23 protein-coding genes and 1 pseudogene are annotated in these 22,642 nt (G+C 44.0%); 17 read left to right on the forward strand and 7 right to left on the reverse strand.

Translation table 11 applies throughout. From position 1 onward, the window contains the following. The first annotated feature begins 1 nt into the window (after position 1). Together THEIN_RS00845 and THEIN_RS00850 are read left to right on the forward strand one after the other, a co-directional pair. Entirely contained in the window at positions 2–1,561 is a 1,560-nt protein-coding gene (locus THEIN_RS00845; RefSeq protein ID WP_013906800.1) for an ASKHA domain-containing protein, read from the forward strand. A 92-nt stretch (positions 1,562–1,653) separates the two neighbouring features. Further along, complete coding sequence (locus THEIN_RS00850) at positions 1,654–4,242, forward strand: protein translocase subunit SecDF (protein ID WP_013906801.1); 2,589 nt, start codon at positions 1,654–1,656, stop codon at positions 4,240–4,242. Between the two features lie 26 nt (positions 4,243–4,268). Here the strand turns inward: THEIN_RS00850 and THEIN_RS00855 are convergent, their stop codons facing one another. Continuing rightward, positions 4,269–6,686, reverse strand: a complete 2,418-nt coding sequence (locus THEIN_RS00855) for a Lon protease family protein (RefSeq protein WP_013906802.1) — start codon at positions 6,684–6,686, stop codon at positions 4,269–4,271. 159 nt (positions 6,687–6,845) lie between these two features. Here THEIN_RS00855 and THEIN_RS00860 point away from each other — a divergent pair, with 159 nt between their 5' ends. After that, positions 6,846–7,697, forward strand: coding sequence for a transposase (locus THEIN_RS00860; RefSeq protein ID WP_013906803.1), 852 nt, complete (start codon positions 6,846–6,848; stop codon positions 7,695–7,697). Between the two features lie 4 nt (positions 7,698–7,701). Here the strand turns inward: THEIN_RS00860 and THEIN_RS00865 are convergent, their stop codons facing one another. The 6 genes and pseudogenes from THEIN_RS00865 to deoC all read right to left on the reverse strand — a co-directional run. Further along, a complete protein-coding gene (locus THEIN_RS00865) occupies positions 7,702–8,172 on the reverse strand; it encodes an Lrp/AsnC family transcriptional regulator (RefSeq protein ID WP_013906804.1) in 471 nt (156 codons plus the stop codon). Then, complete coding sequence (gene greA / locus THEIN_RS00870; protein ID WP_013906805.1) at positions 8,165–8,635, reverse strand: transcription elongation factor GreA; 471 nt, start codon at positions 8,633–8,635, stop codon at positions 8,165–8,167. Before greA ends, THEIN_RS00865 begins: the two co-directional genes overlap by 8 nt. A gap of 256 nt (positions 8,636–8,891) precedes the next feature. After that, entirely contained in the window at positions 8,892–9,743 is an 852-nt protein-coding gene (locus THEIN_RS00875) for a UbiA-like polyprenyltransferase (protein ID WP_013906806.1), read from the reverse strand. Further along, positions 9,743–10,306, reverse strand: a complete 564-nt coding sequence (locus THEIN_RS00880; RefSeq protein ID WP_013906807.1) for a UbiX family flavin prenyltransferase — start codon at positions 10,304–10,306, stop codon at positions 9,743–9,745. The genes THEIN_RS00875 and THEIN_RS00880 overlap by 1 nt, the downstream gene beginning before the upstream one ends. Before the next feature lie 53 nt (positions 10,307–10,359). Next, on the reverse strand, positions 10,360–10,851 hold the full coding sequence (gene rnhA, locus THEIN_RS12505) for a ribonuclease HI (RefSeq protein ID WP_052299079.1): 492 nt from the start codon (positions 10,849–10,851) through the stop codon (positions 10,360–10,362). Between the two features lie 6 nt (positions 10,852–10,857). Then, positions 10,858–11,499, reverse strand: a pseudogene (deoC, locus tag THEIN_RS12510) (deoxyribose-phosphate aldolase); the annotation flags it as partial. On the opposite strand from deoC, the gene THEIN_RS00890 reads away from it, so the two are divergent. The 14 genes from THEIN_RS00890 (at position 11,498) to THEIN_RS00955 (ending at position 22,638) form a co-directional block, all read left to right on the forward strand. Next, positions 11,498–12,139, forward strand: a complete 642-nt coding sequence (locus tag THEIN_RS00890) for a precorrin-2 dehydrogenase/sirohydrochlorin ferrochelatase family protein (protein ID WP_013906809.1) — start codon at positions 11,498–11,500, stop codon at positions 12,137–12,139. The pseudogene deoC and the gene THEIN_RS00890 sit on opposite strands and share 2 nt — an antisense overlap. Next, positions 12,136–12,651: a methylated-DNA--[protein]-cysteine S-methyltransferase gene (locus THEIN_RS00895; protein ID WP_013906810.1), complete on the forward strand. Its 516-nt coding sequence runs from the start codon at positions 12,136–12,138 to the stop codon at positions 12,649–12,651. The genes THEIN_RS00890 and THEIN_RS00895 overlap by 4 nt, the downstream gene beginning before the upstream one ends. Before the next feature lie 107 nt (positions 12,652–12,758). Next, a complete protein-coding gene (locus THEIN_RS00900) occupies positions 12,759–13,244 on the forward strand; it encodes a flagellar basal body-associated FliL family protein (protein ID WP_013906811.1) in 486 nt (161 codons plus the stop codon). 2 nt (positions 13,245–13,246) lie between these two features. Next, positions 13,247–14,224: a flagellar motor switch protein FliM gene (gene fliM, locus THEIN_RS00905; RefSeq protein WP_013906812.1), complete on the forward strand. Its 978-nt coding sequence runs from the start codon at positions 13,247–13,249 to the stop codon at positions 14,222–14,224. 3 nt (positions 14,225–14,227) lie between these two features. Further along, complete coding sequence (gene fliN, locus THEIN_RS00910) at positions 14,228–14,806, forward strand: flagellar motor switch protein FliN (RefSeq protein ID WP_013906813.1); 579 nt, start codon at positions 14,228–14,230, stop codon at positions 14,804–14,806. After that, positions 14,803–15,072: a flagellar biosynthetic protein FliO gene (locus tag THEIN_RS00915; RefSeq protein ID WP_013906814.1), complete on the forward strand. Its 270-nt coding sequence runs from the start codon at positions 14,803–14,805 to the stop codon at positions 15,070–15,072. The genes fliN and THEIN_RS00915 overlap by 4 nt, the downstream gene beginning before the upstream one ends. Further along, positions 15,053–15,796 (forward strand): flagellar type III secretion system pore protein FliP, encoded by a 744-nt coding sequence (gene fliP, locus THEIN_RS00920; protein ID WP_013906815.1) that lies wholly within the window; start codon positions 15,053–15,055, stop codon positions 15,794–15,796. Before THEIN_RS00915 ends, fliP begins: the two co-directional genes overlap by 20 nt. A 9-nt stretch (positions 15,797–15,805) precedes the next feature. Further along, positions 15,806–16,075, forward strand: a complete 270-nt coding sequence (fliQ, locus tag THEIN_RS00925) for a flagellar biosynthesis protein FliQ (RefSeq protein WP_013906816.1) — start codon at positions 15,806–15,808, stop codon at positions 16,073–16,075. Further along, positions 16,072–16,860 carry a flagellar biosynthetic protein FliR gene (gene fliR, locus THEIN_RS00930; protein WP_013906817.1) on the forward strand — a complete coding sequence of 263 codons (789 nt, stop codon included), beginning with the start codon at positions 16,072–16,074 and terminating at the stop codon, positions 16,858–16,860. Before fliQ ends, fliR begins: the two co-directional genes overlap by 4 nt. A gap of 2 nt (positions 16,861–16,862) precedes the next feature. After that, complete coding sequence (flhB, locus tag THEIN_RS00935) at positions 16,863–17,927, forward strand: flagellar biosynthesis protein FlhB (protein WP_013906818.1); 1,065 nt, start codon at positions 16,863–16,865, stop codon at positions 17,925–17,927. Beyond that, positions 17,927–20,008 (forward strand): flagellar biosynthesis protein FlhA, encoded by a 2,082-nt coding sequence (flhA, locus tag THEIN_RS00940; RefSeq protein ID WP_013906819.1) that lies wholly within the window; start codon positions 17,927–17,929, stop codon positions 20,006–20,008. Before flhB ends, flhA begins: the two co-directional genes overlap by 1 nt. Then, positions 20,008–21,018, forward strand: coding sequence for a flagellar biosynthesis protein FlhF (locus THEIN_RS00945; RefSeq protein WP_013906820.1), 1,011 nt, complete (start codon positions 20,008–20,010; stop codon positions 21,016–21,018). The genes flhA and THEIN_RS00945 overlap by 1 nt, the downstream gene beginning before the upstream one ends. Further along, the gene (locus THEIN_RS00950; protein ID WP_013906821.1) at positions 21,005–21,838 is read left to right on the forward strand and encodes a MinD/ParA family protein; all 834 of its coding nucleotides are present in this window, start codon (positions 21,005–21,007) and stop codon (positions 21,836–21,838) included. Before THEIN_RS00945 ends, THEIN_RS00950 begins: the two co-directional genes overlap by 14 nt. Continuing rightward, on the forward strand, positions 21,835–22,638 hold the full coding sequence (locus tag THEIN_RS00955) for a FliA/WhiG family RNA polymerase sigma factor (protein WP_013906822.1): 804 nt from the start codon (positions 21,835–21,837) through the stop codon (positions 22,636–22,638). The genes THEIN_RS00950 and THEIN_RS00955 overlap by 4 nt, the downstream gene beginning before the upstream one ends. Positions 22,639–22,642 lie beyond the last annotated feature (4 nt).

Raw genomic sequence — 22,642 nt, forward strand, 5'->3', positions numbered from 1 at the left:
TATGCCTGATATTCCCGTAGCCCGGGAAATAGAACTTAAGCTTAATGAGCCCTCTTTAGCTAACCAGCTGGCTGATGAAGCCCGCGTGAGACAGAAACTCACCGAAATTCTGGGTGAAGAACCCAAAATTCCACTCGGTGTCTTAAGGCAACTTCCACAGGTTTTGCGAGATAACAATTTCGGCGTTAAAGCCCGCCTTCTTTATGACGGAAGCGTCTGGCACCTTGCTGAAGTGCTTTCACCTCGTACCCAAAAGCCGTTTCTAGGCCTCGGCATTGACCTGGGAAGCACAGGCATTGTTATGTATCTTTTTGATTTCCTTTGCCTGGAAGTAATCAAAGAACATCATTTTAAAAATCCCCAAATCCCTTTTGGCGAAGATATTCTTAACCGCCTGCATTTTGCCGACAAACCCGAAAGACGAAAAAAAATCCACCAGGTAACTATTGAGGCCTTGCGCACGGAAACGCAAAAACTTCTTGATGATTTACCTGAGAACACGCTCTACTACGTGGCCATCTGTGGCAACACCACCATGAGCCATTTTCTGTTGAACCTTGAGACCAGACATCTTTACCGTGAACCTTATATCCCTGCCGCTAGTTGGATAGACACTTTGAAGTTAAGCGAATTAAACCTCCCGGGCCACCAGGAAGGGCTTCTTTTTGTTTTCCCCAACCGGGGAAGCTATTTCGGCGGAGACCTGCTGGCCGGAATTCTTGCTACCGGCCTTCACCAACGCGAAGAAGTAAGCATCCTCATTGACGTGGGCACCAACGCTGAAGTGGTTCTGGGTAACAAAGACTTTTTGCTGGCCACCGCCGGCGCTGCTGGCCCGGCCTTAGAAGGCGGTATTCTTACCTGCGGCATGCAGGCCGCTCCTGGGGCCATCTCACGGGTGCACATTAAAAAAGGGCCTTACGCCCTTGAGTTTGAAACCATTGCCGGGGAAAAACCTAAAGGCCTTTGCGGCTCAGCGGTAATAGACCTTCTTGCCCAGATGTTTTTAGCTGGTCTTATTGATCAGCGCGGCAAGTTTCTCACTGAAAAGTGGCCGGAGAGATTCAAAAAAATAGAAGGCGAGCTCGCTTTTATACTAGTGCCGGCTGATGAAAGCGCTAGCGGTAAAGAAATTTACGTAACTCAGGGAGAAATTAAAAGCATCATCCGTTCAAAAGGGGCTATGTACACCATACTTACCGTCCTCTGTCAGAGTGTGGGGCTAACTTTTGACGATATCGCAAGCTTTTACATTGCCGGAAGCTTTGGCAATTATATTGACCCGGAGATGGCGAGGCTCATTGGCATGATTCCAGATGTGCCCCTTGAGCGCTTTAAGGCCATAGGTAACGCCGCTGGCGCCGGGACTATCGCCTTTTTAAAAAACAAAGACGCTTTTAGGGAACTCAAAAAAATACTTAAAAACCTCACTTATCTTGAAATGAATGTTCAGCCAGAATTTATGCAACTTTTAACCGGAGCCCTATTTCTCCCACATACCAACGAAAATCTATTCCCCAATGTTTTAAAAAAGCTCAATTCAGGGACAGGCAAAAATTGACCAAATTATTTCTTTTTGTTTATTATTCTTGCCAAGCTTTTATCCTTGAATTAGAAAGCCTTAAATAAGTTTTGTATAAAAGGGGGATTTTTATGTCTCGCACGCTCAAACTGAAGATAGCCTTGGTTGTCGTGCTAACTATTATTTCTGTACTTTTGGTCTTACCTTCATTTTGTCCCAATCTCCCCTCTTGGTACTACAAATACATTTACAAACACCGTCTCAAGCTCGGTTTAGACCTCCAGGGTGGGATGCACTTAGTACTCAAAGTTGATATTGATAAGGCCATTCAAAACGCCTTAAATGCCTCAGTAAAAGACTTACAACAAACCCTTGCCAGAAAAGGCATTAGAGTCACTTTTGCTGAAAGAAAAAATCCCAAAGAAGCGGTTCTTGTTTTCCCAAATAAAGAGGCCCTTGAAAAGGCTAAAGAAATAATAACCAAAGACTTTCCTTCTTTGAGTATTGTACGTGAGCAAGAAGGGAAATTCCCTCGTCTAGTGGTAACTCTTTCAGAAAAACAAGTAGCCTTTATAAAGGAACATGCCGTTGATCAATCCCTTGAAATAATTCGCAATCGTATTGACCAATTTGGAGTAACTGAGCCGGTAATCGTTAAAGAAGGTGAAGATAAAATAGTTGTCCAGCTCCCTGGGGTAAAGAACCCAGAGCGGGCTCTAAAACTTATCGGCCAGACGGCCCAGCTTGAATTTCGCCTGGTTGACGATGAAGCTATGTCTCGCATAGATGTGGCCGCTTTAATAGATAAAGCTATAAAAGAAGGCCGCCTTAAGCCGAATGCTTCTCGTGAAGAAATAAACCGGGTATTAAGACCATACATTCCCCCTGATACAGAAGTCTTCTTCCTGGTAGAAAAAGACCCTCGCACTGGTCGAGTTATCAAACAGCCTTTGCTTTTAAAGAAACAAGTCTTGCTCACCGGCGATATGGTTAAAGATGCCCGGGTAAGAATCGGCGGCCCCTATAATGAACCCTATGTAGCCCTTGAATTTACCGACCGCGGGGCCCGTATTTTTGAAAGAGTAACCGGTGAAAATGTAGGCAAAAGACTTGCAATTGTACTTGACGGAGTAGTTCGTTCTGCTCCGGTGATCCGGGAAAAAATTTCAGGAGGCCAGGCCCAGATAACCGGGGCATTTACTTACGAAGAAGCGGCTGACTTAGCCATTGTTCTTAGGGCTGGTGCGCTCCCTGCACCGGTAAAGGTCATCCAGAACATTACTGTAGGGCCAAGCCTTGGGCATGACTCCATTAAGAAGGGCTTAACCTCAGGCCTAATTGGCGCGGCCCTGGTAATACTTTTTATGATTGTTTATTACCGCTTTGCCGGCCTGGTGGCAGATGTGGCTATTCTTTTGAACGTGCTTATGCTACTTGCCGCCCTTTCTCTCCTGCAGGCCACTCTTACTCTTCCGGGCATTGCCGGTATTATCTTGCTGGTAGGCATGGGAGTTGATTCAAACGTGCTCATTTTTGAGCGCATGCGTGAGGAGTTGCTCCTTGGGCGTTCACCACGGTCGGCTATATTTGCTGGCTATGACAGAGCCTTCTGGACTATTATTGACGCTAACGTAACTACCTTGATTACCGCCCTTGCTCTTTTCTTGTTTGGAACCGGGCCAATCAAAGGTTTTGCTGTAACCCTTTCCACTGGTATCATTATCAACCTCTTCACTTCTATTTTTGCCACCAGAACTTTCTATGAGCTTCTTATCGCTAAAGGGAAAATTCCTAAAATCAACTTCATGACCGTCATTAAGGAAACCTCCTTTGACTTTATGGGTTTCCGTAAATACGCCGCTATTTTTTCAGGTGCGCTTGTTCTTTTGGGTATTATTGGATCTATCCAGATATACCGGGGAGCAGCCAATCTGGGAGTAGATTTTAGTGGAGGAGTACTTGCTTATTATCGGGCAGAAAAACCTTTCAAACTAGATAAAATTAGAAAAGCTCTAAAAGACGCTGGAATTACCGGGTTCTCTCTTCAGGATGTAAAAAATGAAAACATGCTTTTAGTCAAACTTCGTAAAAAAACAGAAACTGTAGGGGACTTAGAAGCTCAGGTAAGAAAAGTTTTACAAGAAAAATTCCCTACACTTAAGTTTAAGCTTGAGGGCAAAGAAGAAATAGGCGCGGCTGTAAGTAAAGAGTTAAAACACAAGGCCATTTTAGCTATTGTTATTTCCTTTGCCGGGCTGTTAATATATCTTGCCTTTCGCTTTAATCTGAATTTTGGGCTAGCTGCGGCAGCGGCTACTATGCACGATGTCTTGGCTGTAACCGGACTCTTTTATCTCTTTAACCGTGAGATCTCTTTGTTATTCGTCACCTCTTTGCTCACCCTGGCAGGGTATTCTCTCAACGACACTGTAGTAGTTTTTGACCGTATCCGCGAAAATATAAAGAAATATCACGGTAAATTGAGTTTTGTTGAAATTATAAACAAGAGCATTAACGAAATGCTTGCCCGTACTATTATCACCGCTGGCACAACACTTATCGTAGTTCTGGCTATTCTTTTCTTTGGTGGAGTAGTACTGCGCGATTTTGCTTTAGCACTGGCTATTGGTATTGTTGTAGGGACTTATAGCTCGATCTTTGTGGCCAGCCCAATTGTTTACTGGCTACAAAAAGGAAAAACTCCTGAAATAAAAAGCTAAGAGCCGGGGCGCTATGCCCGGCTCTTTTATTTTTTTTCTTCTTTGGCAAAATCTCTGGCCAATTTGGCTAATTCTCTAAGTTTTTGGTCAACCAGATAAAAAATTGTCCCTTCTGGATAAGTACCATCGGGTTTTCTTTCACCAGCTGGTTTTCCTGTAAGAATTTCAATACCCTCTTCCACCCGGGAAATGGCCCAAATGTGGAATTGCCCTTCCTCTATAGCCTTAACAACTTCTTTATCAAGCATGAGTTCTTTGACATTAGCTTGTGGGATTATAACCCCTTGCTTTCCGTTAAGACCTTTAGCCTTACAAACTTTATAAAACCCTTCAATTTTTTGATTAATGCCCCCTACAGGTTGAATATCACCTTTTTGGCTAACCGAGCCAGTAACAGCAATGCCTTGATATATAGGCACTCCTGACAGAGCAGAAATAAGGGCGAAAAGCTCGGCACTTGAAGCCGAGTCACCATCTACCAGGCCATAACTTTGTTCAAAACATAAAGTGGCGGTAAGGGTAAGGGGTTTATCGTGAACGAATCTTTCCCGCAAAAAGCCAGCAAGAATTAATACACCTTTAGTATGGATTTTCCCGGAAAGATCTGCTTCTCTCTCAATGTTAACAACTCCTTCTTTGCCGAGAGAAATATTGGCCGTAATGCGCGTTGGACGGCCAAAAGAGTAATCACCTAAGTCATAAACCGAAAGGCCATTTATGCTCCCACATAGCTCTCCGTCCACCTGGATTTTAATAATGTCTTTTTCAATCATTTCTTGAAGACGTTCTTCAGATAGATTGGCTCGAAACTTTCTTTCATTGATAGCTTTTTCTATATGAAAGGCATTTATAGCCTCTTTTTGTTCTCGTTTGGCCCAGAAATGGGCTTCTTTGAGTACATCTTGAATAACAGGGAGTTCAAGGGAAAGTTTGTCTTGGCGGCCAGCCAGCTCACAGGAGTATTCTACAATTTTGGCCAGGGCATCGTTTTCCAGAGGAAGTAGTTGATTATGTTTCACCATGGCCGCTACGGCCTGTAAAAATTGTCTCGTGGTTTCTTCGGTACGGTCAACCCAGCGGTCAAGATGGGCTTTTACTTTAAAGACTTCTCTAAAATTTTCATCGTAAATATAAAGTAGATGATAAATGAAAGGGTCTCCCTGGAGAACAACCTTGGCCCGAAAAGGAATAGGCTCTGGCTTCAATGTTTTGGTAGTAAAAAGACCAATTTGTTCAGCCAGGTCTTCCAGGTAAATTTTGCGGGTCTTTATAGCCCTTTTTAAGTTTTCCCAGCTAAAGGGATACTTTAATAGGTCAAGGGCTCGCACAATAAGAAAACCACCATTGGCCTTGTGAAGGCTTCCAGCCTTAAGCATGGTAAAATCTGTTATGAGAGCGCCAAACTGAGCCTTTCTTTCAATAGTGCCAAAAAGATTGGTATAAGTGGGATTGGGTTCAAAAATAACCGGTGCTCCCTGGCATTCCGAGTTATCCACAAATACGTTTACTTCATAACGGGTAAAAGAAGGTTGCGCTGGGGGCATAGGAAAAGGCATGGGTGGTTGAGGGGCAGGCTTCTGACGAAAATCATCTAAGTGCTTGATAATATCTTCTTGAACCTCGTTTAAAAAGGAAACTACACCCTTTGTGGTAGCGTATTTTTCCCGAAGTTCCTGAATAAAACTTCCTACTACATTTAGGGCCACTTCTCGGTCAAGTTCTTTGAGTTTCTGGCGCAAGTCTTTTTCCAACTGTTGAATACGTCTGGCTGTGGCGTTAAGCTCTTTTTGCAGGAATTCACTTTTACGTTTTAAATTCTCTTTTACTTCTTCAGGGAGTTCTTTTACATCCTCAGGAGTCATAGGGGTACCATCTGGTTTGGCAGGAATAATCATCATACCAAAAGGCTCTACATTTAAGATGAAACCTTCGGCCTTTACTTTTTGTTCAAGTTCTTCAAATATCTTAGCCCTAGTGACATTGAATTCGCGAATAATTTGTTCTTTTTTGGTAATGTAAGCTTCACTTTCAAAGGCCTCGGGAATCTTTTGCCGAAGAGTTTCAATAAGATCAGCCATATCTTTTTGAAATTCTCGGCCCTTACCAGGCGGAAGTTCAAGGGCTTTAGGAACATCTGGGTCTTTAAAGTTATAAACATAGCACCAGTCAGAGGGGGTTGGTCTTTCGCGGGCTTGACTTTCCACTAGAGCACGCGTGATGTAGCTTGTACCAAGCTCAGGAGTACCGGCCACGTACATGTGAAAATCTAAGTCTTCAAAGTTTAGACCAAAATCAAGTGCCCTTATAGCTCTTTCCTGGGCCATTATTGGTTTTTCAGTCTCAAGAGTTTCTAGAAGTTCTTCAAATGAAGTAACTTTCAGATCAGAGGGGGCAACTGTTAACCTCACTTCTTCTGGCTTTAAGGTTTTTACTGTAACTGTCATCGTTAGAGCTCCTCCGTATCCGTAGTGATGCTGCGTTTGAAATATCTTATCACGTTGCACAGCAAGAAACAGTTAGGGACAGGCAAAATTTTAAACTCGGCAAAAATATTCCGATAAAAGGGACAGGCAAAAAAATTTTAAATTTTAAGGAGGTCTCTTATGCCACGTATCCCTCGGTTTTTCATGAATGATCCACGAGCCGCTTATCATGTAATCTCCCGCACGGCCTTGCCCGGCCACCATGTCCTCGGCGATGAAGAAAAAGAACACTTGCTCCATCTTATTAGCTGGCTCTCGCAGGTCTATTTCGTCGAAGTTTATGGCTTTGCCATCATGGGTAATCACTTCCATCTCCTCTGCCGTATGCTCCCTGAAGACCAGTTCTCTGACGAAGAAGTAAAACGCCGTATCAGGCTCTACTATGGCGAAAAATGCAAAATTTTCTTCTATGAAGAGATGCTCAAAAAATGGAGACAAAGGCTTGGGAACCTTTCACGCTACGTCCAGGACATCAAGCAGCGCTTTTCACGCTGGTATAACAAACGCGTTGACCGCAAAGGTTACTTCTGGGCTGACAGGTTTAAGTCCGTAATCATTGAAACCGGGGAGGCTTTGCTCAACTGCTTGGCTTACATAGAGCTAAACCCGGTGCGGGCAGGAATTGTAGAAAAGCCAGAGGATTACCGCTGGTGCTCGCTGGGATACAGGGCAAGAAAAGGGACAGGCGAGAATTTTCTGTCGCTTAACTTGGGGCTCCCGCGGTATGAAGGAAAGAACAAGAAAGAGAGATTTGAACTCTTGCGTAAGTTTGTTTACGGAAAAGGAGGGATCGGATCGAAAAATTTAGGCAAAGCCAATAAATTTAGATATAGATCACGTTATTTCACCGAAAGTATGGCAATTGGTTCACAAAATTTCGTCAACCAAGTGGTTAAAAAAGTTAGTAATCTTTTGGGACTTAGACGAACTCGAAAGTCTAAACACCTTTTTGAAAGTCTATATTCAAGCTAAAAAGCTATTTTTTAGCTAGGCGAAACACTGCCTTGAGTTTAAACATTTTTTTGGCCGGGAAATGGCGAGGGCTAAAACCTGTTTCTTGAGCAATTCCCTCAAGTATTTTCTCTACAATGGGCCAGTCCTTGGCCACCAGGGTAAACCAGATATTAAATTTGTGTTTTCTTAGATAACAGTGTGTAACTTCTGGCCGCTTAGCAATTTGTTGAGCTATTACCTCTTCCTTATCTTCTGGAACTGATAGCGCACAAAGAGTAGTAACAAATCCGAGTTTTCTAGAGTCAATACTTGCTCCAAAATGGCGTAGTATACCCTTTTCCTTAAGCTTTGTTAAACAGGCAAGGGTTTCTTCAGCAGTGAGACCAACCCTTGCCCCGATTTCGGTAAAAGGCTCTTTTGTGAGAGGAAAATCGTCTTGGATTATTTCTAGAAGTTTTTTATTAAGCTCGTCTAACTCGTACTGATTAGACATCTATCTTAACTATTTCGTATGTTTTCACCCCTTTTGGGGTTTGAACCTCTACCTCATCGCCTTCTTCTTTACCAATTAACGCTCGTCCAATAGGCGAAGTAACTGAAATTTTTCCGTTTTCAACGTCTGATTCATAAGGACCAACCAACTGGTAAGTTTCTTCTTCATCAGTATCCAGGTTTAAAAGAGTTACTTTGACTCCAAACTGCACTCTGGAAGGCGGAGTCTTGGGGATATCAACCACTTCCGCCCTAGCCAAACGGTCAGAAAGTTCCTGAATACGCCCTTCAATGTGGGCCTGCTTTTCTTTAGCAGCATGATACTCGGCGTTTTCAGAAAGGTCCCCGTGGGCCCTAGCCTCTTCTATAGCTTTGATAACTTTTTGACGTTCAGTAGTTTGAAGACGGCGCAATTCTTCGCGAAGCTCTTCATAACCCTGTCTAGTCATAGGGATTCTTTCCATAAACTCCTCCACCCAAAATATTTTTCAGTTTTATAAAAAGTAACGAATGGTCTTAATTCAATATCAGGCTAATTAACCTTCTCTCTAAGTACAGCTAAAAATTTGTTCTAAGCAATCTCAACTTTAACTTACCCAGACAAATGAAGAAAACCCTCGCATAGTACTTCGAACAAACCCAAAACCCAAAAATTACAATAAAAAAACCGCACAAAAAATTTGTGCGGTAAAAATTAAGATCAAATTTAAACAAATTTAATTAAAAGAGCAAGGCTAAAGCTGTGGTTAAAAATAATACCACACTTATGGCTCCATTAAAAGTAAAAAAAGAAAGATTAAGACGACTTAAATCTTGAGGGCTTATTACCACCCTTTGAGCCACAAATAGGGCCAAAGTAATTCCTAAGCCTACATAATAAATCCAGGACAGATGGGCAAGGATCCCTACCATGGTAAAAAAAGAAAAAGCCAAGGTATGGAAAACCGCTGAGATAAAAAAAGCCTTTTTTCGACCAAATTTGGCAGGGATAGATTTAAGCCCGGCCTTACGGTCAAATTCTTCGTCAAGGCAGGCGTAAAGGATATCAAAGCCTGCTACCCAAAAAACTACCCCCAGAGAAAGCACCAAGGGAACTAAGTCAAAAGAAGGCTTAACGGCGATCCAACCAGCTAAAGGAGAAATCCCTATAGCTAATCCCAAAAATACATGACAAAGCCAGGTAAAACGCTTGGTATAAGAGTAAGCCAATACAATAAAAAGAGCGATAGGTGAAAGCTTAAAGGTGAGAGGATTCAGGCCCCAAGCACAGACAAAAAAGATAATAACCGCCACAAAAAAGAATAGCCAAGCTTCTTTTTCGTCAACCAGTCCGGCTACAAGCGGTCTATCTTTAGTTCGAGGGTTTTGGGCATCAAAAGGTAGGTCTACAATGCGGTTAAAGGTCATAGCCGCTGTACGGGCTCCCGCCATGGCTCCCAGAATAAGTAAGCACTTTTCTAAAGAAGGAACACCACCTGCAGCTAAAAAGGCTCCAGTGAAAGCAAAAGGCAGGGCGAAGATAGTGTGTTCAAATTTTATCATATCAAGAAGGATCTTTATCTTGCGCCACATTAGCTTAACCCCCGCCATCGTTTTAGATTTTCTATTTCAATTCCTAGGAACTCAGCCAATCTTTTAGCGAAAAAATCAACCATTTCCTGGATATTCTTAGGATTGTGATAAAAAGCTGGCATGGCCGGATAAATAGTAGCCCCAGCAGAGGCAGCTAAAAGCATATTTTTAAGGTGAATTTCATTAAATGGGGTCTCTCGCACCACCAGAATAAGCGGGCGCCTTTCTTTAAGCATTACGTCTGCAGCGCGACTTATCAAGTTTTTGGCAAGCCCGTGAGCAATAGCCGCAAGAGTTCCCATAGTACAGGGAACAATCACCATGGCCCCATAATTGGTAGAACCACTGGCCGGTGGAGCTCCTATTTCGTGTTCGCTGTAAAGCCTTTCAGTAAGGTCTAAAAGCTCTTCAAAAGAAAGCCCGGCTTCTAAAGGTAATACCTTTTTCCCGGCATCAGAAATAATAGTTTCCGTGGCCACGCCTTGTTGTTTTAAAAGTTTTAAAAACGAAACCGCGTAAGGGCTCCCACTGGCTCCAGTTATAGCTACCAAAACTTTTTTCACAAGTACTCCTAAAATATTTATTCGCTTTTGTTTTAATCCAAAAACTTAAAACCTCAATTGTTAAAATAGCTTTGCCTGTCCCTTTGTTTTTCCGCCTCAGCGCGGGCAAGCTGGTCACAACGTTCGTTTTCAGGATGCCCTGCATGGCCCTTAACCCAATACCAATCTACCTGGTGTTTGCTAGTTAGCTCGGCCAGTTTTTGCCAGAGATCCTGGTTTTTGACAGGCTTTTTGTTGCTGGTGCGAAAACCATTTTTTAACCAGCGGGGAAGCCACTTTGTAATGCCGTCTTTTAAATAGCGCGAGTCCGTATAAATTTTTACCTGACATGGCCTTTTTAGGCTTTCTAAAGCCGTAATGGCCGCCATAAGCTCCATGCGGTTATTGGTAGTATGGGGCTCACCACCGGTGATTAACTTTTCTTGACCCTTATACCGTAAAATAGCAGCGTAACCTCCCGGGCCAGGGTTCCCTAAACAAGCTCCATCTACAAAAATCTCTACTTCTTCCTTTAGTTTCGCCCCTTCTTCGAGCTCTTTAAGGATCTCAATGCCTGCGCTGGTGCCAAGGCGTACCGCCCCAGCTTCAATTAGAGCCAACGATTGCTCAAGGGTCTTAATACCCCCTGAAGCCTTTACCTTAATGCGTCCATAGGCACGTTTAGCTAAGATTTTTACATCATCAACCGTAGCTCCTCTTGGGCCAAAGCCCGTAGAAGTTTTGACATAGTCAATCTGGGTCTCGGCCAGAATATCCACCAGGGCCTCCATTTCTTCGCGGTTAAGATAAGCGCATTCAATAATGGCCTTTAGCACAGTATTGGGGAGGGTAGCCCTAAGCTCCTGGGCTTCAGCGGCCACAAATTCAAACCTTCCTTCTTTTACCCATCGAAGGTTTATGACAAAATCCAGTTCATCAGCGCCTAGAGTTACTAATTCTTTACCTTCGTAAGCCTTAACTGAAGTTATTTGAAAACCTAAAGGGAAACCTATCACTGAACAAACTTTTACCGAAGATTTTTGGAGCAGTTCTCTGGCTAGGGGCACAAAAGTTGGAGCCACGCATACCGCCGCTACTTCGTATTTTTTAGCCGATTCACAAAGGGCTTTAATATCTCTAGCAGTAGCGGTAGGTTTTAGTAAAGTAAGGTCAATGTATTTGGCCAAATCTTTTACGGAGGTAATTTTTTTCATGGCTAAATATTATCCTATCTTTTTAAAGATTGAACAAAAATTATGTGTGGTGATTGGCGGCGGCAAAGTAGCCGCTCGCAAAATTAAAACTCTCCTTGAAGCTGGGGCCAAAGTCAAGGTTATTTCCCCAGAAGTTATCAGAGAAATAGAAAAACTTAGCGAACAGGGCCAGGTAGAATGGATAAAACGCCCGTACCGAAAAGGCGATTTAGAAGATGCCTTTCTGGTTTACGCTGCCACTGACGACCCTACCGTGCAAAAGCAAGTCTTTGCTGAGGCCGAAGAAAAAAACATTTTTTGCAACGTGGTAGATAAGCCTGCCCTTTGTTCCTTTATAGTACCCTCGATTGTAAAAAGAGGAAAACTTCAGATTGCCATATCCACCTCTGGAGCAAGCCCTGCCCTGGCCCGGAGATTAAGAGAACAATTTGAAGAGACTTTTGGCCCGGAATACGCCGAATATCTAGAGTTAATGGCCCGCTGGCGTGAAGAAATTCTTGCTCGTGACCTGTCTGAAAAAGAGAAGCGCCAAATTTTTGAACAACTGGTTCTGGCCCCTGTACCCTTATGGCTTAAAAGGGGCGAACGCCATCATGTCAAATCTTTGGCTAAGACTTTTAATCTCTCTTTTGAGGAATGAGCCTTAGATATAAAGCTACTTTTAGAGTAAAAGATTTTCTTTTTACCGCTTTATGGGATGAAGACGGCCGCCTCTGGCACCTTACTTTTGGGGCTAGACCTGCAGGCGCCTTTCTAAACCGCCTGCCAAAAGGATATTCTTTTACCGAAGCCCCAATATCTTTTAAAAAGTCTCTTGAAAAAGAGCTTTTGGCCTACTTTTCAGGCCAAACTAAAACTCCGGTTTATCCGACTTTTCTCTCAGGGAGTTCCTTTGAAAAAAGGGTCTGGCTGGCCCTCCTTGAAATTCCTTTTGGCGAAATTAGAACTTACGCCTGGCTTGCCCAAAAGATAGGTTTTCCAAAGGCTTTGCGAGCAGTAGGCCGGGCCCTTTCAAAAAACCCTCTACCTATTCTTTATCCCTGTCATAGAATCGTCGCCAAAAGCGGCCTTGGTGGTTTTAGCAGTGGCCTGGAGATAAAGAAAAAACTCCTGGCTATTGAAGGAATTCATGTCAATAGTTTGACGTTTTGACCGAAATTTTTGGGCTCCTCTCTTAGTCAATCCTTTTAAAAGGCTCTATTTTGCTTCTTTCTTTTTTTGGCATCTACTTTGCAAATCATACGCGCAAGGAGGTAGCTATGGCCGAAAAAGAAAAAGACCAACAGGAAGAAAAGAAAGGTGGCAAAAAGTTATTATTAATAATTATCGTCGGAGTGGTTTTATTGCTGGGTGGAGCAGGTGGCGCCTACTTTTTTCTTTTTGCCAAAAATAGCCCTCCTCCCGAAGAGGTCGAGAAACAGCAGCAACAGTCTGAACCAGAGGTAGGGCCTTTTCTTCAGCCTGACCCTTTTGTAGTCAACCTGGCCGACCCAACCGGTCAGCGCTATTTAAGAGCCAAAATCACCATAGAGTTCAGAGACGACAAAGCTTATCAGATGGCTAATGAGCGTCTCCCACAGATAAACGATGCCATCATTATGGTGCTCTCAAGTAAAACCGTAGAAGAGGTCTTATCGCCTGAAGGAAAACTTGAACTGCGTCTTGAATTAATAAGAAAGTTAAACGAAATCCTGGGGCCAAATAGTGTAAGGAATATTTATTTTACTCAATTTGTGGTGCAATAAATATGAGTGAACTTCTCTCACAAGAAGAAATTGATGCCCTTTTAAGCGGTATAGACGAAGGGGCTGTTGATACCACCCCTGAACAGCCCGATTATGCCGACAAAGACATTCGCCCCTTCGACTTCCGTAACTATACCGTATCGGCCCGGCTTAAAATGCCAGGCCTTGAGGTGGTAAATGACTACTTTGCCCGAGGTTTTAGAGGCACTCTTTCTTCTCTTTTACGCGAAGTAGTAGACATTATTGCTTTACCTATAAAACTTGAGCGCTTTAAAGACTTTTTAAATCGCATCCCAGTTCCAGCTTCACTTCATATCTTCAAACTCGAGCCTTTACGTGGATACTGCCTGCTAAACTTTGAAAGCCGTCTGGTTTTTACTTTTGTAGAACGCTTTCTCGGGGGAAGCGGGCGTCGCATGCTACGGGTTGAAGGCCGCGAGTTTACCATCATTGAACAGCGTCTCATCAAACGGGTAGTTGAGGCCGCCCTTAGTGAACTTGAAAAGGCCTGGCGAGGGATTCATCCTGTAAAACCTCAATATGTACGCAGTGAAATTAATCCTCAGTTCGCCAGAGTCCTTCAACCTGATGAAACTGTAGTGGTATGCACCTTTAATTTGGAACTTGAAGACCTTAAAGGCGAACTCCTTCTCTGCTACGGCCTGGGCACTTTGCAGCCAGTTAAAGCCAAACTTTACTCGCCGTTTCAAAGCGAGGAAGACGCCGACCCTTACTGGCGCGAACAGCTTGAAGAAATCATTCGCTCAGTAGTAGTTGATATTTTAGTGCCTTTAGGAAGTGCTGAAGTCTCTGGGAAAGACGTCCTTGAATTAAGTGTAGGAGACATAATTGAGCTTGATGCCAAGATAGACCAGCCTTTGCCGGTCTATGTAGAGGGTATCCAGAAAATGCTCGGAGAGCTTGGTATTTACCGGGGTCGCAAAGCAATAAGGGTAATTGAATTCTTAAAAGAGGAGTAAACCATGTCTGACGAACTACGCCAAGACGATATTGATGCTCTTTTGAATCAAGAAGAACCTAAAGAAGAACCTAAAGAAGAAACTCCACAGGCTGAAACCCAGGCCGAAGACAAAGCTGGGCAAGAAGCAACGCAGCCGGATCTTGGCGATGCAGAGGCTGATCTTCTGGCTCAGTGGGAAGAGGCCTTGCAAGAAGCCAAAGAGACGGGAAGTACTTCATCTGAAGCCGAAGATACACAAAAGTCGGCTAAAGAACAACCAGAGGCCTCTCAGCCGGACTTTGAAGAATTTAAACCAGGAGGCAATGAAACCGAAGGCCACCCAAACCTTGAGTTTATCTTAGATATTCCTCTTGAGATATCTGTAGAAATCGGCCGTACCAAAATGATTATTAATGACCTTCTCAAGCTATCACAGGGGTCAATCATTGAGCTAAACAAACTGGCCGGAGAACCGGCTGAGATTTACGTGAACAAACGGCTTATGGCCAGAGGCGAGGTGGTAGTGGTAAATGACCGCTTTGCCGTAAGGCTTACAGAAATAATTTCTCCTCAAGAAAGGGTAAGGCAGCTGGGCTCATGAACGAGTTAACGCTTTATTTGCAAGTGCTGGGAGTAACCTTTATCCTTTGTGCCCTTTTGGTGGTGGGGTTATGGGGTCTTAAACGGCTCAAACTCACCAAAGGTGAATTAGCAGGAGAAATAAAACTTCTAGCTTATCGACCATTAAATCCCAAAGCTCAATTAGCTCTTATTGAAGTATTTGGAGAGAAAATGCTTATTGGCCTGGGTGAAAATGGGCCTAAACTCATTCGCCGCTGGAAAAAAGATGAAAAGACTGACGCTTAGTTTAACAACTACAGTTTTTCTGTTGGCTCCGAAAATAGCTTCAGCTATTACTTTGCCTACAGTGCGCTTTGGCCTGGAACAAACCAAGGGGCCTGAACAGATGGCCACCGTGCTCCAGATCTTACTCCTTCTCACTGTTCTTTCGGTGGCTCCGGCCCTACTTCTTATGGTTACTTCTTTTACGCGCTTGGTTATTGTCTTTTCCCTCTTACGCCACGCGCTTGGCACACAACAAACTCCACCTAACCAGGTGCTTATTGCTCTTGCCCTTTTTCTTACTTTTTTCATTATGAAGCCCGTCTTTAGTCAGGCCTACAATCAGGCCATTTCCCCCTACCTTGCTGGGGAAATAGGGGACCAGGAGTTTTTCAGGGACGTGGTAAAGCCCTTTCGGGAATTTATGTTCAAAAATACCCGAAAAAAAGACCTAGCCTTGATGATAAGGCTCTCTGGGGCCCCTAAACCTGAAAACAAAGAAGACGTGAGCACTTTGACCCTTATCCCGGCCTTTATGATTAGCGAGCTGCGCACGGCCTTTGAAATCGGCTTTTTGCTCTACATCCCGTTTTTGATTATCGACATGGTAGTGGCAAGCGTTCTCCTTTCTATGGGTATGATGATGCTTCCGCCGGTGATGATTTCCTTGCCTATCAAGGTGCTTCTTTTTGTACTGGTTGACGGCTGGCATTTATTGGTGGGTTCTTTGGTGAAAAGCTTTGGCTAGGAGGAAAAGATGACAGAGACAACTGTAGTAGGGCTTGCCAGGCAGGCAATAGAACTAACGCTTCTCATTTCTATGCCCATGCTCCTGGCCGGATTAGTAGTGGGGCTTCTTATTAGCATATTTCAGGCAGTGACCCAGATTCAGGAGATGACGCTCACTTTTGTACCCAAGATTGTGGCGGTGTTGCTGGCCCTTTTAGTGGCTTTTCCCTGGATTATGCGCAAAATGCTCACTTTTACCGAACAAATAATTCTCGGTATCCCGGGGTATATTAAATGAACTTTTTCGATTTTTACGCAGAGCTCGCTAAGTATGCCGTGGCCTTTGCCCTTATTTTGGTAAGGGTAGGCTTCTTTGTAGCTTTCTTGCCGGTTTTCGGAAGCAGGATTATCCCCTTGCAAATAAAGGTCGCGTTAGTAATAGCTCTATCTCTTGTTTTTACTCCTTTTTGGGCCGGAAGGGTTATCATGCCGGCCTCTCCTTGGGAATTTGGACTTCTGGCCTTAAACGAAGCAGCTCTAGGTATATGTCTTGTTTTTCTAGTAAGGCTTATCTTTGCCGGAGTACAATTTGGAGGGCAACTTTTAGGGTTTCAAATGGGCTTTGGTGTAGCCAATGTGCTTGATCCAGCTACCGGGCTTCAGGCCCCGGTGCTTTCCCAGTTCGCCTATTTGATAGCCCTTTTACTCTTCCTGGTACTAAACCTGCATCACTATTTTTTACTGTCCCTGGGAGAAAGCCTTAAACTTCTTCCGCCGGCCACAATAAAAACACCCGTAGAAATTTTCGAAATCCTTGTACTTAAAGGAAAAGAAATTTTTATCTTGGGGATAAAGATTATGGCCCCGGCTATGGCCATCTTATTTTTGATTCAGATAGCCATGGGCATTGTGGCCCGTTTTGTTCCCCAGATAAACATCTTAATCATGAGCTTTCCTTTAACCATTGCGGTGGGGTTGTTCTTTTTTGGGCTTACTCTTCAGATTTTTAGCGTGGTGCTTGCGCCTTCCTGGCGCGAGGCAGTGGGCTTTTTGCCCCAAATTATTAAGACTTTTGGGAAATAGAGATGCCAGACGAGAGCCTTCAGGAAAAGACAGAAGAGCCTACGCCGAGGCGACGTGAAGAAGCCAGGCGTCGTGGGCAGGTGGCCAAAAGCCGTGAAATAACGGCTGTGGCCGTTCTCTCTGGCAGTATGCTTGTCTTTACTATGGCAGGAACATATATGGTTAGCCAAATTCTAGTTATTTATCGAGAGTTTTTTATTTTTTCAAAGCCCCTTATTGATGTTAATCGGGCCTATGAACTGCTCGTAGTTTCTATAAAACTAGGGGGCAAAGTCCTTATGCCCCTTTTGATTATCTTACTTCTGGTTTCTTTTCTTTCAGCTTACCTCCAGGTAGGGAGTGTGGCCGCCTGGGAGGCCTTGAAGCCAAAAGGTGAAAGAATCGACCCTATAAAAGGTTTTAAACGCTTGTTTTCCTTACCCGCTCTTTTCGAATTTCTTAAATCCCTTATCAAACTTATCATTATAAGCTTGGTGGCCTACTTAGTTCTAATGTCAGAAAAAGACATAGTTCTTTATCTGGCTGAGGAAGGACCTGCTGAAATCGGAAAAAATATTTATATCCTGGCACGTAGTTTAGTTTTTAAGACCCTTATGGCCCTAGCGGTACTCGCTATACTTGATTTCCTCTTTCAACGCTGGGAAACCAACCGCCAGCTCCGTATGACCAAACAGGAATTAAAAGAAGAACTTAAACAAACCGAAGGTGACCCGTGGGTCAAAAGCAAGATCCGTCAAATCCAGCGCACCATGGCCCAGCGTCGCATGATGGCTGAAGTTCCCAAGGCGGACGTGGTTATCACCAACCCTGTTCACTACGCCGTAGCTCTTAAGTATCAAGCTGGCGAAATGCCAGCGCCTCAGGTTCTGGCTAAAGGTGAAGGCCTGGTGGCTCAGCGAATCAAAGAAGTAGCCGAAGAGGCAGGAGTTCCGATAGTGGAAAATCCGCCGCTGGCTCAGGCCCTTTATAAAGAGGTTGAAATTGGAGAATACGTCCCTGCCGAGCTTTATCAGGCGGTGGCTGAAGTATTGGCTTATGTCTATCGCTTAAAGGGGAAGGTTAGCTAATGGCTGAAAAAGCACTTCCTTTAAACAGAAACTTTTCTTTAGACGCTTCGAACCTGGCGGTGGCGGCAGGAGTAGTAGGGATACTCACTATAATGGTCTTTCCACTACCGCGTTATCTCTTAGACTTTTTGCTATCTCTTAGTTTTAGCCTGGCTTTGCTTATTTTACTCATGTCCATGTACATTAAAAAACCGCTTGATTTTTCGGCCTTCCCTGCCCTGCTCCTGGTAACTACTCTTTTCAGGCTGTCGCTAAACGTAGCCAGCACTCGACTAATTCTCCTTCACGGTCATGAAGGCCCTGCCGCCGCAGGAAACGTAATCAAAAGCTTCGGCCAATTCGTAGTTGGCGGAAATTACGTAGTGGGAGCTATTGTTTTTGCCATTCTGGTCATCATCAACTTTGTGGTTATTACTAAAGGTGCTGGACGTATAGCTGAAGTAGCGGCTCGTTTCACCCTTGACGCCATGCCTGGCAAACAGATGGCCATAGATGCCGACCTAAATGCCGGTCTTATAGACGAAGCTGAGGCCAAAAGACGCCGTGAAGAAATTGCCAAAGAAGCCGAGTTCTACGGGGCCATGGACGGTGCCAGTAAATTTGTACGCGGTGAGGCCATAGCCGGGCTCATCATTATGACCATCAACGTCCTGGGAGGCCTGATAATCGGGGTGGTGCAAAAAGGGCTTTCTCTGGGAGAAGCTGCCCAGAGCTATACCCTGCTTACCATTGGAGACGGCCTGGTCTCCCAGATTCCGGCGCTAATTGTTTCTACCTCTGCTGGTATCATTATTAGCCGAGCGGCAGCTGAAGCCAGTATGGGTAAGGACTTTGCCCGGCAATTTGCCACTCGCCCAGAAGCCATGGCTCTCGCTTCGGCCATTATTTTTGTATTCGGCATGCTTCCTGGTCTTCCCACCATGCCTTTTACCGTACTCTCGCTGGTTATGCTTGCTCTGGCCTATGCTGCTTATCGTACTCAGAAGGAGCTACCTGCTGAAGAAAAGGAAGAAGCGGCCAAAACCGAAGAAGAACAGGCTCCCGAAGTAGTAGAAGAACTCCTAGTAGTAGATGTACTTGAACTCGAAGTCGGTTACGCATTAATTCCGCTGGTTGACGAAACCCAGGGGGGAGACCTTCTTGAACGGATTCGCAACATGCGACGGCAATTTGCCCTGGAAATGGGGCTCATTGTGCCACCGCTTCATGTGCGCGATAACCTACAACTAAAACCCGGAGAGTACGTAATACTCATCAAAGGGGTAGAAGTAGCCCGGGCTGAACTTATGCCAGGCCACGTGCTGGCCATGGACCCTGGAGAGGTGAAAAAACAGATTGAAGGCATACCTACTCAGGAACCAGCTTTTGGGCTCCCGGCTATCTGGATACCTGAAGAGAAAAAAGATGAAGCGGAACTTGCCGGTTACACCGTAGTAGACCTTTCAACGGTTATCGTGACCCATCTGGCTGAGGTTATCAAAAATAACGCTGAAGAGCTCCTGGGCCGGCAGGAAGTGCAAAAGCTCTTAGATGCACTTGCCAAACGTTATCCCAAAGCCGTAGAAGAATGCCTAAATGCCGTTAACCTCGGCGTGGTACAAAAAGTTCTTCATAACTTAGTGCACGAGCGCGTTTCCATAAGAGACCTTCTTACCATTGTGGAAACCATCGCTGATTACGGGCAGAGTATAAAAGACCCTGACCTTTTAACCGAATATGTAAGACAGAGACTTGCTCGAGTAATTGTTAAACCCTACCTCGCTGAAGACGGAAAACTTCATGTAGCCGCAGTTGCCGAAGATATAGAAGAGGCCATCAAGCGTTCTCTTCAGCGCACTGAGCAAGGAACATTTCTAACTCTTGATCCCAAAGTGGGAAGTCGTATCGTAGCGGCTTGCACCCAGGCGGCGGAAAGGCTCGTCATGGCAGGCTATACACCGGTGTTTTTAACCGGGCCTGTTTCAAGGCGTCACTTGCGCAGATTGATAGAACGTTCTCTTCCGCAAGCTGCGGTTATTTCTCAAGCAGAAATTCCTTCACAAATCCAGGTTGAAATACATGAAACAGTGAGGCTTGCCTGATGAAGGTACAAAAGTTCCGTGCCAAAACATCAATGGAAGCCCTGGCTAAGGTCAAAGAGGCCTTAGGAGAAGAGGCAGTAATTCTTTCCACCAGAAGGGTGAGAGAAAACGGTCGCTGGCTTTATGAGATTACCGCAGCCATCGATTTTGAACCTGAAGAACAAGAAGTTAAAACTTCTTCTGAAAAAGAAAACATCTCTTTTTTAATGAAAGAAATTACTTCTTTAAAAGAGATGATCCTAGGGCTTGAATCAAGCCTTAAACCCCGTTCTACCTGGGCAGATCTATTTATTGAACAAGGGGTCCCCGCTAAAGTAATAAAACTTCTTTCAGGAAATGGTAATGGTAACAAAGAATTATTCCTCAAAAATGTAGCGGCTAGAGTTAAAGAACGCGTTGGGCCTACCAAACTTTCAAAGTTTTTATTTTTTATAGGTCAAGCAGGAGTAGGAAAAACCACCTCAGTGATAAAGCTTGCTGCCAGGCTTTCAGCCGCTGGTCATAGAGTAGCTATTGTTTCTCTTGATATCGTACGCGTTGGGGCAAGGGAACAAATAAGCCGTTTTGCTGAACTTTTAGAATTGCCTCTATATTTTTCTCATCCTGAAGACTTTCCTGTGGAGGCCGAAAACTTTGAAAAGTTTGACTACGTGTTAATTGATACTCCAGCCCTGGGAGCAGGATTCCCTGAGTTTAAGCTCAAAAATTTTTTGAGCACTAAAAACGTGTCTTTTCACTTGGTGATAAGGGCCTCAGATGTAGCGCTAATGCTTCCATCACTTTTTAGGCGCCTTAAAGGATTTCCTATTACTTCGCTTATTTTGACTCACGTAGAGAGTCTCCCTTCAGGAGGAATACTTTTTGGACTTTTTCTACCTGAAACACCGCCGGTTAGCTTTATTTCCACCGGAGAGCAGGTACCAGAAGATTTTGAAAGAATAACTCCTAAACGTTTATTTGGTTTGCTTATGAGGAATTTAGAATTGGAGGAAAGACATGCCAGGTTATAATTCTTTAGGATTGGAGAACTGTCCCAAGGTATTTACTATTTCTAGCGGTAAGGGTGGAGTGGGGAAAACCACTTTTGCTCTCAATATTTCTTACGCTTTATGTGAAAGAAACGAAGTTTTACTTTTTGATGCTGATCTGGGGTTAGCAAACGTTGATGTTCTTTTGGGGTTAAGCCCTAAATTTCATATAGGTGATGTCCTGGCTGGACGTTGTCAACTGGAAGAAGTAGTTTTAACTGGACCAAGAGGGTTAAAAATCCTTCCGGCAAGTTCCGGGATAGTAAAATTGACTAATCTTTCTGAATCCCAAAAGATGATGCTCTTGGATTCTTTTGATCGCCTAACAACTGGACTTGACTATGTCTTTCTGGATACAGCTGCTGGAATCTCAGAAAACGTACTTTACTTTAATCTGGCTTCACATGAGCGTATTCTTATTTGTACCCCTGAGCCCACAGCATTAACCGATGTTTACGCCTTAATTAAAGTTCTTTTTAAATACCATTATATCAAGCGTTTCCATCTGGTAGTGAACATGATAAAGCGACCTTCACAGGCCCTTGAGATATACCGCCAACTTTTGCGGGTAGTGGAAAAATTTTTAGGAAGTATTTCCCTGAACTTCCTGGGAGGTATCCCCGCAGATAGGCGAGTTTCTGAGGCTATAAGGGCCCAAGTGCCTTTACTGGAATTATTCCCCAACTCTCCAGCAAGCCAGGCTATTAGAGAAATAGCGCTTGAGATTGCCAATATGAAGACCGATAAGCTGGAAGGGGGACTTCAATTTTTCGGGCGAAAAATCATGGGGGTTTGCGCATGAAATCCTCAAACTTAATGACCAAAGAAATAGAAAACCAATTGAAACAGGAGTTCCCTAAAAACATGGACCTCAAACGCCGTAATGAGCTGATCATTAAATATGCTCCTCTTATAAAGTTCATAGCCGGAAGGCTGGCTATGCGGCTCCCACCAAACGTGGATATAAATGACCTTATAAGCGCAGGCATAATGGGTTTAATTGACGCCATCAATCGTTTTGATCCGGAAAGGAAGATTCAGTTCAAGACTTTTGCTGAATTTCGGATCCGGGGGGCCATGCTTGATGAGTTGCGCTCCCTTGACTGGGTGCCACGTTCTATCAGGAAAAAAGCCAACATGATAGAAAAGGCCTACCAAGAGCTTGAGCAAAGTCTGGGACGCCCTGCTGAAGACGAAGAAGTGGCTGAAGCTTTAGGAATAAGTATTGATGAGTTTCATAAGATGCTTGAAGAAACAAAAAATGTTTCCTTTATAGATATCGAAACTATTAAAAGAAAACTCCCGGACTTAAATGAAGAAGATATTTTCGATTTAATAGAAGACCCTGACCAACCTGACCCCTTTGAAGAGTGTGGTTTAAAAGAAATAAGAGATCTTCTGGCCAAATATATTGATGAGCTACCGGAAAAAGAAAAATTAGTCTTAAGCCTTTATTACTACGAAGGTCTTACTATGAGAGAAATTGGAGAAATCCTTGGTTATACCGAAAGTCGTATTTCTCAGCTCCACAGTAAAGCTTTGAAACGTTTGAGAGCTAAGCTTAAAGGGCGCGTGGGGAAAGAATTTTTTGAAGAACTTTAGGAAA

The organism is Thermodesulfatator indicus DSM 15286 (genome assembly GCF_000217795.1).
Classification (GTDB): domain Bacteria; phylum Desulfobacterota; class Thermodesulfobacteria; order Thermodesulfobacteriales; family Thermodesulfatatoraceae; genus Thermodesulfatator; species Thermodesulfatator indicus.